The following is a 13,005-nucleotide window of genomic DNA, read 5'->3' as shown; positions in this document are numbered from 1 at the left end:
TATTCTGGAAAACAATGACCATAAATCATTGACTTATCTACAAAAGGGAGGATTATATGAAAAAATGTATTTCAACGCTGCTTGTACTTGCCCTAGCAGCAGTTTTTGCCTTTGCAAATGGAGCAAGTGAGACTCAACAGGCACCACAGCCAGCAGGGCAACCTGCTTCTGCACCGGCAAAGGAAAGCGGAGAAAGCGTCAATGCCTATACAACGCTGGAAGAACCGCTTGCAGCAAAACTGTTCCAGCAGTTTGAGCAGGAAACAGGTATAAAGGTAAACTTCGTCAGATTGTCAGGCGGCGAATGTGTTGCAAGGCTTGATGCTGAAAAGGAAAACCCTCAGGCATCGATTTGGGTAGGCGGTGTCGGATTGGATCACATTACGGCAAAGACAAAGGGTCTGACCACTCCGTATGTCAGCCGCTATGCTTCAAAGACTCCTGCAAAATACAAGGATCCCGACCATTATTGGATCGGCCTGTATGTCGGACCGCTTACCATCGTCACGAACCTTGACCGTGCAAAGGAACTGGGGCTTACCCCTCCCAAGAGCTGGGCAGACTTGATCAAACCGGAATATAAAGGTTATGTCAGGATGGCAAACCCGAATACTTCAGGAACGGCTTATACGGTGCTGACTACCCTTCGCTATATCTTCAATGAAGATGAAGACGCCATGATTGAGTATATGAAAAAACTGGACAAGAACATTGACCAATACACCAAGAGTGGATCTGCACCTGGCAAGAGCGTTGCAACAGGAGAGATTCCAATTGCCCTCGGCTTTGCACATGACCAGGTAAAGCTCAAGGTTGCAGGAGCAAATATCGAAATAGACGCACCGGCCGAAGGTACCGGTTATGAACTGGCCTCCATGTCGCTGGTCAAGGGTGGAAAAGATACAGTCAATGCAAAGAAGCTTTATGATTGGATCCTGTCCAGTCCGGTAGCACAGAAGACCTTCACGGAATGGTATGTCGTTCTGGTTGCAGACGGTGCCGTCAAGCATCCGCAGGCACTTTCACTGGATCAGATCAAGACGATCACACCTGATTTCCTCTGGGATGGCGACAAAGTCAACAAGACAAGATTACTTGACAAGTGGAACAATGAAATCGGCAACAAGCGCTGATCGTTCCATGCAAGCATGTTGCAGCCTAAGGAAGGTGTATAACCTTCCTTAGGTTGTCTTATCCATCCACATCCGGCAGATCGGACGGAAAAGGAGTAACGATGGTACATCGCAAGACAGTCAGGCAGTTCATCACTTTTGCCCTCATTTTCATCTTTGCAGATATCTTCATATTCAATTCGCTGTCTCAGGAATTCAGATCAGACACCCAGGAACGCAATGACAGGGAAATAAACCTTTTTGCCCGGACGGCTCCGGAAAATGCTTCAGCGGAAGCAATAGATACCTGGGCAGAAGGCATAAAACAGATTATTCCAGGTGCAAGAGCCCTTTATTTTGACTTTGATGCTGACAGTTGGAAATACACAGCCAAAGGCGGCAGCCAAGTTGCAAAGTGGCTTTTTGAACATCATAGTGAGGATTCCGTATTCAAGAAGGCTTTCGAAAGCCTTGATTACCTGGAACCGATGCAATTGCCCAGTACATACCAAGCGGATTTCAGTCTTGACCCTGATACTGTCATTTCGACGGCGTATCCAAGTGATATCTACTTTTATCCTGTTGCGGATGCCACAGGGGCAGCACCTCGTGGAGCTGTCATGGTAGTTGCTCCCAGAATCGGTACTTCAAATTTTCTCTCACTACTGAGGAACCTGCTTGTCGGAGCCGCACTCATCTTCCTGGCAATCTCTTTCATCCTTATGTTTACAAGAGACCCGATGGCAAACTTCATGGTAATGGGGCTGTTCATCATTGTCCTGCTCTTCATCGCCTACCCGCTATTCGAGGCTTTCCGCCTCTCGTTCATGACTGATGGCAGATTCAGCTTCGCTACGTGGAAGATGTGCCTTTCCCCTACCTATCTGGTTGCTTTGTGGGGTTCGCTTAAACTGGGAGTACTGACTGCAACATTCTCTACCATCGTCGGTTTTCTGTTTGCATTCCTCATCGAACGTACCAGTTACAAGTACAAGAAGACTATGACGACCTTGGCCACCATGCCGGTCATCAGTCCTCCTTTTTCCCTCTCGCTTTCAATCATCCTGCTGTTCGGCAACAATGGATTGATTACACAGCAGTTGCTGCATCTCAATATGTCGATATATGGCTTGGGAGGCCTTACTTTGGTAGAAACCATAGGTATGTTCCCGATTGCCTTCATGACCATCAGCGGTGTACTCAGACAGATCGACAGTACCGTTGAAGATGCTTCCCTTGATCTTTCTGCCACACGATGGCAGACTTTCCGCGACATCACGCTTCCTCTGGCTTCCCCAGGAATATTGTCTGCATGGCTGCTTGTCTTTACCAACAGCCTGGCGGATTTTGCAAATCCCCTGCTGTTGTCAGGAGACTATCGGGTACTTTCCACAGAAGCCTATATGCTGGTCACCGGCAGAAGTGAACTGGGCGCAGGTGCAGCATTGTCCTTCCTGCTCCTGCTGCCTACATTGACAGCTTTCCTTGCCCAAAGGTATTGGGTATCGAAACGAAGCTTCGTCACCGTTACAGGCAAGCCATCGGGAACCTTGACTGATCTGACAAATACGCCGGTCCGTCATCTGCTTGAAGGCATCTGCTATGTACTCATGGCATTCATCGTCGGTCTGTATCTTACGATCGTCGCAGGTTGCTTTGTCAAGAACTGGGGCATCGATTACAGCCTGACTCTCGCAAATTGGCCTGAAGCACTGCAAAGAGGCTGGACAAGCATACGGGATACTGTCCTCCTTGCTGCAATTGCAGCACCGATTGCGGGCCTGCTGGCCATGCTTGCCTCGATGCTCATCGTCAGAAAGAAATTTCCTGGCAAGAGACTCCTTGAAATGCTGATCATGACTCCTTATGCAATACCGGGCACCTTGATTGGTATCGCCTATATCCTTGCTTTCAACAAGCCGCCGATACTGCTCGTCGGAACCGCGGCAATCATCGTAATCAACTATATCATAAGGGAACTTCCTGTCGGTGTAGAAAACGGCATAACGGCACTCCACCAGATTGATCCTGCAATAGAGGAAGCCGCCAGTGACCTTGGAGCAGATACACAGACAGTCTTCAGGTCCATTGTCCTCCCCTTGGTCAGGCCAGCATTCCTTTCTTCGATGTCCTATACGTTCGTCAGGGCCATGACAGCAGTTTCAGCCATCATCTTCCTGATTAGCGCCAGATGGAATCATCTTACGGTCTTGATCTTCAACTTCTCCGAAAATCTCCGTTTCGGACTTGCTTCGGTCCTGTCAACGATATTGATAGTCATCGTCCTTGCAGCCTTCAGCCTCATGAATCATTTCACGAAGGGCGATGAGCTGACCAACAAACAGATTTCCGCACAGTGACGGAAAAATTGAAAGGAACTTATTACCATGTCAGAAAACAACAGCGTATCCGTAATACTTGAACATGTTACCAAGAGGTTCAAAGATACAAAAGGCAAGGCAGATGTCATTGCTGTCAGTGATTCCAATCTCACCATCAAACCGGGCGAACTTGTTACGCTTCTAGGTCCTTCCGGTTGCGGCAAGACTACTACCTTGCGAATGATTGCAGGCTTTGAATTACCGACCGAGGGCAAGGTCTTCATCGGAGGCGAGGAAGTGACCCTGTTGCCGCCGAACAAGAGGAATACTGCAACAATGTTCCAATCATATGGTCTGTTTCCCCATATGAGTGTCTTCAACAATGTAGCTTATGGACTGAAACTGAGGAAGGTCCCGACAGAGGCAATTGCTGACCAAGTGAACCAAACACTTGAAATGGTAGGCTTGGGCGGCTATGGGGACAGGGCCCCCAGCAAACTTTCAGGAGGACAGCAGCAAAGGGTTGCACTAGCTAGGTCATTGATCGTGACACCGGGCGTACTTCTGCTTGATGAACCGCTTTCAAACCTTGATGCATTGCTCAGGGAACAGATGAGGATTGAAATACGAAAGATACAGAAACGCCTTGGCATCACGGCCATCTATGTCACCCATGACCGCATTGAAGCCATGAGCCTTTCAGACCGTATCATCGTCATGAAAGCAGGAGTCATACGTCAGATCGGGACACCTTCGGAAGTCTATGAATATCCCAATTCCAGGTTCGTGGCAGGTTTTGTCGGCAAAGCAGCTTTCATTCCGGTCAAGATCATGGAAAAACAGCAGGAATCCTACAGATGCAGGTTCAATGACAAGGATCTGCAGATTACCAATTTTGCTCCCGATCTTCAGCCAGGTTCCGATGCCGTACTCATGGCAAGGCCGGAATCATTGAGGGTAGTCGAACCAGGAAAGGGAAAGATCGAAGGTAAGGTTCGGCTTGATGTCTATTTAGGCAGCAGCATGGAATGCTATGTAGATACGAACCTCGGCGAGATATTGGTACAGGTCGACGATCCGCATGAAAAGAGAATCTTCGATGAAGGAGCAGACGTATCAATTGATTTCTCAATGGACAGGGTACGGTTGCTGGATACCTCCACAAACTAGAATTCCATACTGAAAAGTAAGTTTTGGCTTGTCAGGACATATTCTGACAAGAAAATTGCTCATACCGATGAGTGTGAAACCAGCAATGGCAAAAAAGGCCAGGGCGGCCGTACTGTCCTGGTCATTTTGTCTTTTACAAAAGCAAATTTTCAAATCAACGAATGGTAGAGTTCCTTGATATCCTCAATACTTGCATCTCTGGGATTTCCTGGGAAACAAGCATCTGCATGTGCACTTTTTGCAAGGAAATCAATATCCTTTTCCTTGACAATGCCCTTGAGATCCGCTGGGATGCCGACACTTAGTCCAAGTTGTTGGACAGCGTCAATAGCGGCCTCACGATATGCAGCCGGAGACATGGCATCGACTCCAGGTATACCAAACACACGGGCAATCTCACGATACTTTTCCCCTGAATATTCAGCATTATATTTCATGCTGGTCGGGAGCAGTATCGCACAGGCAACACCATGGGGCGTATCATAGAACGCACTGAGAGGATGTGCCATGGCATGGTCAATACCAAGGCCTACATTGGAGAAACCCATGCCTGCGATGTATTGTCCCAGAGCCATGCCTTCCCTCCCGTCATCCGTTCCATCTACGGCACCTTTCAATGATCTGGCAATGATTTCAATTGCCTTTATATGGAACATATCCGAAAGTTCCCAAGCTCCTTTGGTGGTATAGCCTTCAATGGCATGGGTCAATGCATCCATACCTGTTGATGCAGTCAGTCCCTTGGGCATACCGGACATCATATCCGGATCGACTACTGCAATGATCGGTATATCCTTAGGATCGACACAAACGAACTTTCGTTGACGTTCCGGATCTGTAATCACGTAGTTGATAGTCACTTCAGCTGCTGTCCCTGCCGTAGTCGGGACAGCAATTATAGGAACACATCTGTTCTTTGTCGGTGAAACACCTTCAAGCGAACGGACATCTGCACATTCGGGGTTGTTCACGATGATACCGATTGCTTTTGCCGTGTCTATCGAAGAACCTCCTCCAATTGCAATAATGTGATCAGCACCGCTTTTCTTGAAAGCTTCGACTCCTTCCTGGACATTGCTGATGGTAGGATTAGGCTTGATGCCTGAATAGATTTCATAGGGAAATCCGGCATGGTCAAGCAGGTCACAGACTTTGGTAGCGACCTTGAACTTGAAAAGTCCTGGATCAGAACAAATTAAAGCTTTCCTGAACCCCCGCCCTTGGATTTCATCGACAATGGCGGCAATGCAGCCTTTTCCATGATAGGATGTCTCATTCAATGTAAATCTTCTTGTCATCTGATAGCTCCTCTGATTATTGTCACTATATGATAGAATGGGGTTCCTGGAATGAGCAAGTTACAATATGGTTCATCTGTCACTTGGGAAAAATAACCCAAACGGCAAAAGGGGTTTTACTTTTCCCGCATTTTCAAAGATAATAAATCCATGGAAGATACTAAGATATTATTGGCATTAGGAATAAAAAAACTCATGAAACAAAGGTCATTGGATAGGATTACAGTCTGTGATATTTGTCATGAATGCCAAGTTTCACGACAGACTTTCTATCGGCATTTCAAGGATAAGTATGAACTGGTCAACTGGTATTTCCGACAATTATGCGACAAGAGTTTCCTTCTTATGGGAGTATCCCTGACCCTCAGGGAAGCCTTGCATGAAAAGTTTAGTTTCCTCGAAAATGAAAAGCCCTTTTTCAGCCAGGCCTTTCGGTCACAGGATAGCGAAAATCTGAAGCAATACGACTATAGGATGATCTATAGTTTTTATACAAAGGCCATAGAAAAACAACTTCAGAGGCCTTTGCCTGAAGATCTGCGTTTTCTCTTGGAAATGTATTGCGAAGGTTCAATTTACATGACCGTCAGGTGGCTTACAGGGTATTTGGAAGAAACGATTGATCAAATCGTATCACTCCTGATAGCAAGCGTACCAAACCGTCTTAGGCCATATCTGCTGGCTTTGAATGAAAAGTAGGTTTCAACGACCAAGTTTGTCCATTTCGAGACCGACAAGGGTATCACACCGTTCATTCAGCTCGATGCCAGCATGGCCTTTCACCCATTGCCAGGAAACATCAAGAGAAGCATTGAGACTATCCAACTCCTTCCAGAGTTCCTGGTTCTTTACAGGCTTGCGTGCAGCAGTTTTCCAGTTATTCTTCTTCCAGTTGCTTATCCAGGCAGTAATACCATTCTTGACATACTGGCTGTCAGTATGGACCGTTACCTTTCCTGCTTGTGCTTCCAAGCAATATTTCAAGCCTTCAATGACTGCTGTCAATTCCATCTTGTTGTTGGTCGTATAGCGACTGCCACCGCTTTTTTCCATCTCTGCATGGCCATCTTCGCCTGCAAGGACAAAGGCCCAGCCCCCGACACCAGGGTTTCCGCTGCATCCCCCGTCCGTATACATGATCAAGTTCTTAACATCCATGGGGTCATTCTATGGTGAAACGGCAGTGCAGTCAATTGAAAACCTTTTGCAAAAAAATCCAGACACATACCTTATGCATCTGGATTTCAAATCATATGGCAAAACTCATCTGGCCACGGCTTTCTTCAGCTCTTCCATCACTACTTCAGGTGACTTGGAGGAATCGATATCAACCAGCAACCCCTTTTCCCTATAATAGCCGATAAGAGGTTCTGTCTGGGAACGATAGACTTCCAACCTGTTGAGAATGGCTTCAGGCTTGTCATCATCCCTCTGGATAAGGGGTTCACCAGTTTCATCATCAATGCCTTCTACTTTCGGAGGATTGTAGAGTATGTGGTAGGTCCTGCCAGTGCTCTTGCATACCCGTCTTCCCGAAAGCCTCTTCAGGATGGTATCCTTGTCCAGGACAAAGTTGACGACAGCATCCAGGCTTGTCATATCGCCCAATGCATCTGCCTGCGGGACAGTCCGTGGAAAACCATCAAGGATAAAACCTTTCTTGGCATCAGCTTCTGTAAGCCTGTCCTTGACCATGGCAATGGTCACACTGTCAGGAACAAGGTTGCCTCCGGCCAATATGGCTTTTACCTGTTTGCCCAGTTCTGTCTCATTCTTGATATTGCTTCGGAAAAGATCACCCGTAGAGATATGGGGAATTCCGAAAAAATCCTTGGCAATCGCCGCAATGGTGCCCTTGCCTGCTCCCGGAGGGCCTAGGAATACTAGATTCATATCTACCTCGATTCTTACATGTCATCACGGCATGCTTTGGTTGGACATATTGTAACAGATGGTAAGCCATTTGGCAAATACCATCCTTTCATAAATGACGATTTCAAAGTCTCGACGAAACCCTACGGATTAATGCAGAAGGTGAGTTTGAATCCCCGTGGTTTTATTGCAATTACTCATTATGAATGCTAACATGCACCTTCAGGAGTAACACATGAACGAAATTGTATTGCACGCTGCCGATTTGGACGGCTACCTGACAGAGAATGACAAAGAAGCAATTGAAACCGTAAGCCGGATGTACCAGGTATCGCTTGACCACTGCAAGGTCCTGGGATCCTCGGAGAATGAGACGGAACTGAAGACAGCCGGAGAAGGCCTTACGGAATCCGCAGGGCAGATCGGGGATTTCCTTGACAGCTTCTGTGCCAATGAACCACGCATCCACGTCTATTCCTTTGAAACCCCACAGGAACAGCATGGACAGGCATCCCGTCTGGTTGCAAAACTGAGACAGCCGTCTACCAGCCATGAAGAATTCCTCTACTACATCCAGCGTGCCTATGAAATGATGTTCGCCCATGTATATACAGATGCTGCATTGCCTCACAAACGGTCAATCATTACACAGACTCCCGTGAATATCCCTGTAACCAATTTTGCAGCCCACCGTATTCCTAATGTCGATGCGGAAATCCACAACTGCGTGATGTGTGTCATGCTCAGGGGTGCACTGCTTCCTTCGATGATCATGAGCAAGGAAATACAGGATTATAGCAGCGATGCCTTTGTCACTCCCTTTGCCTTGTTCAAGATAAAACGGGATGAAAGCAAGAAAGAAGTAAATATGGATTACATACTCAACCTTGATAAAAGCTATTTTGACTTGGAAGAGCTTGATGGCAAGGACTTGGTATTTGCCGATCCGATGAACGCGACAGGCGGTTCCTTCGTTACCATCGTCCGTTATCTGGAACAACAGGGTGTCAGACCGCATTCAATCAAATTCATCAATGTCATCTCAGCACTCAAGGGTGCAGTGAGGATCTGCCGTGCCATACCCAATGTAGAAGTCCATACGCTCTGGATGGACCCAGTGCTCAATGAAAAGGCATATATTCTTCCTGGACTGGGCGATGCAGGTGACCGATTGAACGGCATGGACGGAAAGGTCCCAAGGAATATGATCCAGTTGATTGCAGACTATGGCTCAAACATCACCAACCTCTATCGTGATCAGGTCAGGGAAATAGAGCAGACCGTCTTAGGCCGATAGGTAGCAGCATGTCCATGTCCAGAAGCAGTTTCTTACCGGCTCTCCTGCTTTTCATATGCAGTCTGCTGTGTGCTTCCTGTGCAACCAGTTCCTCGACTGACAGTCGGGTTGAAACCCATCTGCAGGCAGGAACTGCTCTTCTGGACAGAAAAGACTTTGATGCAAGCCTTACCGAATTTGACAAAGCTTTGGCACTGGACAGAAAAAACCCTGCGGCATTATATGACAGCATCCTTGCCCTCTGTGAGTCAGGAAAGTTTGACTTGGCCCTGCAACGAGCTGACAACGGATTCAAGGAACATCCCAATTACCTTGAATTCCTTCAGATAAAGGCAAGGATACTGTACTATCAGAAGAACTACAGGGAAGCACTGGATTGCTATGCAAGAAGCCTTGCCCTCAATCCGGCAGATGGACAGACCCATTTGGCTTATCTCAAAGCCCTCTCGACCTACATTGATACGCTACCTGCTGATGATGCCGACCGTACGGTCTATCTTGCCCTCCTGGAGAAGGAAGCATTGCAGCTCAGCAAGACAGCCGACTATGCCGGCGAAGCATATTACTATCTTGCGAAATATCATCCGGATGAGATCAGCTATCAGATATTCCTCTATCAGGCCGACAAGGAAAAATGGAAGGAACTCAATGGTATCACAGATGACGAGCAGAGCCAGACAACAGGACCTGACCCTGCCGCTGTCAAGGATACCGCTGCCGGACAATAAACTTTCCAGACTTTGTATACCTCTGCTAATCCTTCATGCCCGTTTTCTTGATGATATGATATCCGAACTTGGTATGCACAGGAGTGCTGATGCTTCCATAGCCCATTTTCTGTACTGCCCTTTCGAATTCAGGAACCATCTGACCAGGACCGAACCATCCCAGATCTCCACCTTTACTCTTTGATGGACAAGTCGAGTACTCCCTTGCAAGCCTTGCAAAGTCTGTCCCACCCTTTGCCTTCTTGCAGATCATATCTGCAAGAGCCTTGTCCTTGACCAAAATATGTGATGCCCTATACTGCATGACAAACTACCTCTTGCCCATAAAGATACGCACAGAATGACTGTTTGTAAATGCCTTCCTTGTTGACCTGAAAGAATATAACCACTACGATGCTTATCGTGAAACTGCTATCCAGATTTTTAAATGGTGTGTACAGACTTTTTACAAAAGCCTCACTTCAGATCAGTTATGACTTTCAGGTATGGCAGGCCCAGGAACTTCCGAAGGGGCCAAAGATATTCTGCTCCAATCATTTTTCTTCTTCTGACGTGCATTTCGTCACTACTCTGAGTGATGGCCCCCTGCACATGGTCATCGGTCCTGGGTTCACCATAAAGTTTGTACGGCACCTGCTTCGATGGATGGAACAGATTCCTGCTGACACAAAGGAAAACAGAGCAAAAGTCGTGGACAGGGCAGTTACCTATCTGGACAAGGGCGAGAATATTTATATCTTTCCTGAAGGAAAACTGAATATAATGGAAAAGATGGAGAATTTCAAACCCGGGATTGCCCGAATGTACCTGAAAAAACATGTTCCGATTATCCCGATAGGCCTGCTGGCTCCTCGCAGAAGGGTCAGGCACAGGCATAGCGCCGCAGCAGGTCGGAATCTTACCATTGTCTCACGTAACTACTATGCGAATATCGGAAGGCCCATGGAATTCCCAGACGCCTTGGAAACCGCGAAAACTGATCAAAAGAAAGCGGAGCAGATGATTCTGGACCAGCTCCAGGAAGAAATCTACCGCCTCATCGATGATCTCAAGACAAATAAATTCTGGAGTTGACAAATGGACGAAAATCTCAATGAAATGTTCAAGGAATTCAAGTCACAGGTTGGTCAGATTGCTGATCATGCTGAGAACGTCAACAAAGTAAACTTCACCTGCAGCCTCAAGAACGGCACAGGCTTCAGTTTCAAGTATGACAGTGAACACTATCACAACAAAGATGGTGAACAAAGTTATAGACCTGCAGGTGTATTCAATGCTGTATTGGATATCATTTCAGCTGCAATTGCCCTGGCTTTCATTGCCTTGTTCATTCTTGGCAAGTATCCCAGCGTCTACCATCTGAGAGATCTTTCATTTTTCCAAGCAATCGTATTCGGATCAACTTTTCTCGATTTCGTCGCATTGTTCGTCACGGATTCCATCTATCATCTCATGGACAAGACAAACCCAAACAGGAAAGCAATGTTCAATGTAAGCCAAGCCCTCAAGGTCCTGACTCTGCTGGTCTGCAGCCTTACCTATGCCTCTTTGATAAAGCCGGCAGCCTTTACCATCGTGCTGTTCATTGCCTTCATTGAATCGGCACTCTCACTGCTGTTCCTTAGTATGGGGACAAAGACTGCAGTATATCTTCACATGATCATGAGTGCAATATTGCCTTTTACATTGCTTATGTGCAGTGGTACCTTGCTTACTGTTTCGACAAGTATCTTCCTTTGCTTGTCGTCATTGCTGTTTATTGTAGTAAAGGAAGACAAGGTGGCAAAGACAAATCCTATTTTCATGTCATTGGGATTCATCTCGTTCTCACTGTTGCTCAATGCCATAGTTCTGGCTTGAGCATCTGCATGTAATAGCGATCTTCGATTCTGTCGGCAGGAATGCCGAAAAGAGCAAGTGCCTGCATGAGGTAGGAACGGTAGCTTTCAGCCTGTGACTTGTCAATCCCGTCCGGCAGGCAGAATTCCATTTCAAGGAACCATCCGAGCGGTGGCACTTCAATCAATTCTACATGGAGTGTATCATGATACTTGTCCAGCATAAAGGAATAACCGATTTTCTCTTTTTCCAGCCATACTTCATAGCCAAGCGCCTTGAAGAAGACAATAGTCTGGGCAAAATCACTGCCCGGAGCTGAAAATTCAATTTCGTGGTTGACCTCGATACCATCTTTTTCCATCTTGTCCTTGCAGGTAAGCAGGACTGAACCGGTCAGATGCTCCTTGTCGGGACCTGAAAGCTCAAGACGGGATCTGAGCATCGGTCGGTCAAGACTGCCTTTCCTTGCAAAGTAAACATCTCTTTTTTCCTGATAGCTTTCAGCTGAGATACCAGACGTTTCCCTGATCCGGGCCAAAAGAGCCTGCCAGTCATCTACATGGGCTTTGAGTTCGATTTCTGCAGCCATGCTCAGTCCTTCCAAGGGAAGATCATTCCCTTCAACGAACGATGTCCGACATTTTCTTTTTCCTCATACAGGATATCGTCCCACGGTATAGCCTTTGCCTTGGTATCTGGATTTTCTTCCAAATAATCAAGCTTATACATCAACAGCTTGAAGGCATCCTGACTTGCCAGCATGATACCGCATCCGCTGAACAGCAGTCCCACGGTAAGAACGCCAAGCACGACTTGAATCAGGTTGAATACAAGGAGGAAAAAGGAAACACCTGTATTACCGATTGCAACCAAAAAGCATTTCTTCAAGGTCTTCAGCGGTCTGTCTCCACTGAAGCGAATCATCAACGGCAGATAGTACGGCAAAGACAGCAACAGCGTAAGGAAGACCCAGAAGATGATTACTGCGAGCATCAGGCCGATCCAATTCCCGACATGCAGGTAAAAAGGCATGACGACCACAAGCATCAGCAACATAGCCAGCAGTACGCCCCACAGAAGAAAAGCATGGCGCCAATACAGCCTGAAGCTTTTTTTGTAACCTGCCCAACCCACACGTTTGTAATCGCCATAGGCTTCCACTACGGAGGAGATACCGATGGCATGGAAGGACAGCAATCCGACACACAGTACCATGCAGATGAGCCCAAGCAAGGTAGAATGTCCAAAAAGGGTAAAAGACCCAAGCAGACCAAGCAGACAAGCAAGGAACCCCAAGTTCGAAAGCACAAGTCCAATAAGATTGTCCCATGCATCAAAGAAAGCTTTCTTGATGAAAAAACCTATCAT

The 13,005-nt window shown here is 46.9% G+C and carries 14 protein-coding genes; 8 read left to right on the top strand and 6 right to left on the bottom strand.

Translation table 11 applies throughout. The features are described 5' to 3' along the window. Positions 1–56 precede the first annotated feature (56 nt). The 3 genes from LKE40_01520 (at position 57) to LKE40_01510 (ending at position 4,603) form a co-directional block, all read left to right on the top strand. Entirely contained in the window at positions 57–1,133 is a 1,077-nt protein-coding gene (locus LKE40_01520) for an ABC transporter substrate-binding protein (protein MCH3916165.1), read from the top strand. A gap of 101 nt (positions 1,134–1,234) precedes the next feature. Next, positions 1,235–3,472, top strand: coding sequence for an iron ABC transporter permease (locus LKE40_01515; GenBank protein ID MCH3916164.1), 2,238 nt, complete (start codon positions 1,235–1,237; stop codon positions 3,470–3,472). Between the two features lie 27 nt (positions 3,473–3,499). Further along, a complete protein-coding gene (locus tag LKE40_01510; protein ID MCH3916163.1) occupies positions 3,500–4,603 on the top strand; it encodes an ABC transporter ATP-binding protein in 1,104 nt (367 codons plus the stop codon). Between the two features lie 149 nt (positions 4,604–4,752). Here LKE40_01510 and fucO read toward each other — a convergent pair whose 3' ends face one another. Next, entirely contained in the window at positions 4,753–5,901 is a 1,149-nt protein-coding gene (gene fucO / locus LKE40_01505) for a lactaldehyde reductase (protein ID MCH3916162.1), read from the bottom strand. A 195-nt stretch (positions 5,902–6,096) separates the two neighbouring features. Between fucO and LKE40_01500 the strand changes: the two genes are divergently transcribed. Then, positions 6,097–6,600, top strand: a complete 504-nt coding sequence (locus LKE40_01500; GenBank protein MCH3916161.1) for a TetR/AcrR family transcriptional regulator — start codon at positions 6,097–6,099, stop codon at positions 6,598–6,600. Between the two features lie 3 nt (positions 6,601–6,603). Here the strand turns inward: LKE40_01500 and rnhA are convergent, their stop codons facing one another. Together rnhA and LKE40_01490 are read right to left on the bottom strand one after the other, a co-directional pair. Next, complete coding sequence (gene rnhA, locus LKE40_01495; protein MCH3916160.1) at positions 6,604–7,059, bottom strand: ribonuclease HI; 456 nt, start codon at positions 7,057–7,059, stop codon at positions 6,604–6,606. 105 nt (positions 7,060–7,164) lie between these two features. Then, positions 7,165–7,794: an adenylate kinase gene (locus tag LKE40_01490; protein ID MCH3916159.1), complete on the bottom strand. Its 630-nt coding sequence runs from the start codon at positions 7,792–7,794 to the stop codon at positions 7,165–7,167. A gap of 214 nt (positions 7,795–8,008) precedes the next feature. Here LKE40_01490 and LKE40_01485 point away from each other — a divergent pair, with 214 nt between their 5' ends. Together LKE40_01485 and LKE40_01480 are read left to right on the top strand one after the other, a co-directional pair. Continuing rightward, entirely contained in the window at positions 8,009–9,070 is a 1,062-nt protein-coding gene (locus LKE40_01485; protein ID MCH3916158.1) for a uracil phosphoribosyltransferase, read from the top strand. A 14-nt stretch (positions 9,071–9,084) separates the two neighbouring features. Then, positions 9,085–9,798 (top strand): tetratricopeptide repeat protein, encoded by a 714-nt coding sequence (locus tag LKE40_01480; GenBank protein ID MCH3916157.1) that lies wholly within the window; start codon positions 9,085–9,087, stop codon positions 9,796–9,798. Between the two features lie 25 nt (positions 9,799–9,823). Here LKE40_01480 and LKE40_01475 read toward each other — a convergent pair whose 3' ends face one another. After that, a complete protein-coding gene (locus LKE40_01475) occupies positions 9,824–10,102 on the bottom strand; it encodes a peptidylprolyl isomerase (GenBank protein ID MCH3916156.1) in 279 nt (92 codons plus the stop codon). A 98-nt stretch (positions 10,103–10,200) separates the two neighbouring features. Between LKE40_01475 and LKE40_01470 the strand changes: the two genes are divergently transcribed. Continuing rightward, positions 10,201–10,872, top strand: coding sequence for a 1-acyl-sn-glycerol-3-phosphate acyltransferase (locus tag LKE40_01470; GenBank protein ID MCH3916155.1), 672 nt, complete (start codon positions 10,201–10,203; stop codon positions 10,870–10,872). 3 nt (positions 10,873–10,875) lie between these two features. Beyond that, positions 10,876–11,658, top strand: coding sequence for a hypothetical protein (locus LKE40_01465; GenBank protein MCH3916154.1), 783 nt, complete (start codon positions 10,876–10,878; stop codon positions 11,656–11,658). Here the strand turns inward: LKE40_01465 and LKE40_01460 are convergent. Together LKE40_01460 and LKE40_01455 are read right to left on the bottom strand one after the other, a co-directional pair. Continuing rightward, the gene (locus LKE40_01460) at positions 11,636–12,226 is read right to left on the bottom strand and encodes a class IV adenylate cyclase (GenBank protein MCH3916153.1); all 591 of its coding nucleotides are present in this window, start codon (positions 12,224–12,226) and stop codon (positions 11,636–11,638) included. The two genes, LKE40_01465 and LKE40_01460, sit on opposite strands and share 23 nt — an antisense overlap. 2 nt (positions 12,227–12,228) lie before the next feature. Continuing rightward, positions 12,229–13,005: a hypothetical protein gene (locus LKE40_01455; GenBank protein ID MCH3916152.1), complete on the bottom strand. Its 777-nt coding sequence runs from the start codon at positions 13,003–13,005 to the stop codon at positions 12,229–12,231.

Source organism: Spirochaetia bacterium (assembly GCA_022482625.1).
In the GTDB taxonomy this organism is placed as follows: domain Bacteria; phylum Spirochaetota; class Spirochaetia; order Sphaerochaetales; family Sphaerochaetaceae; genus Pleomorphochaeta.
The sequence above is the reverse complement of the archived record's forward strand: the minus strand, read 5'-3'. Positions and strand labels throughout refer to the sequence as shown.

Bases quoted from the DNA above. Each gene is read 5' to 3' on its own strand.
- LKE40_01520 (MCH3916165.1), top strand. From the start codon at position 57: ATGAAAAAATGTATTTCAACGCTGCTTGTACTTGCCCTAGCAGCAGTT.
- LKE40_01515 (MCH3916164.1), top strand. From the start codon at position 1,235: ATGGTACATCGCAAGACAGTCAGGCAGTTCATCACTTTTGCCCTCATT.
- LKE40_01510 (MCH3916163.1), top strand. From the start codon at position 3,500: ATGTCAGAAAACAACAGCGTATCCGTAATACTTGAACATGTTACCAAG.
- fucO (MCH3916162.1), bottom strand. From the start codon at position 5,901: ATGACAAGAAGATTTACATTGAATGAGACATCCTATCATGGAAAAGGC.
- LKE40_01500 (MCH3916161.1), top strand. From the start codon at position 6,097: ATGAAACAAAGGTCATTGGATAGGATTACAGTCTGTGATATTTGTCAT.
- rnhA (MCH3916160.1), bottom strand. From the start codon at position 7,059: ATGGATGTTAAGAACTTGATCATGTATACGGACGGGGGATGCAGCGGA.
- LKE40_01490 (MCH3916159.1), bottom strand. From the start codon at position 7,794: ATGAATCTAGTATTCCTAGGCCCTCCGGGAGCAGGCAAGGGCACCATT.
- LKE40_01485 (MCH3916158.1), top strand. From the start codon at position 8,009: ATGAACGAAATTGTATTGCACGCTGCCGATTTGGACGGCTACCTGACA.
- LKE40_01480 (MCH3916157.1), top strand. From the start codon at position 9,085: ATGTCCAGAAGCAGTTTCTTACCGGCTCTCCTGCTTTTCATATGCAGT.
- LKE40_01475 (MCH3916156.1), bottom strand. From the start codon at position 10,102: ATGCAGTATAGGGCATCACATATTTTGGTCAAGGACAAGGCTCTTGCA.
- LKE40_01465 (MCH3916154.1), top strand. From the start codon at position 10,876: ATGGACGAAAATCTCAATGAAATGTTCAAGGAATTCAAGTCACAGGTT.
- LKE40_01460 (MCH3916153.1), bottom strand. From the start codon at position 12,226: ATGGCTGCAGAAATCGAACTCAAAGCCCATGTAGATGACTGGCAGGCT.
- LKE40_01455 (MCH3916152.1), bottom strand. From the start codon at position 13,005: ATGATAGGTTTTTTCATCAAGAAAGCTTTCTTTGATGCATGGGACAAT.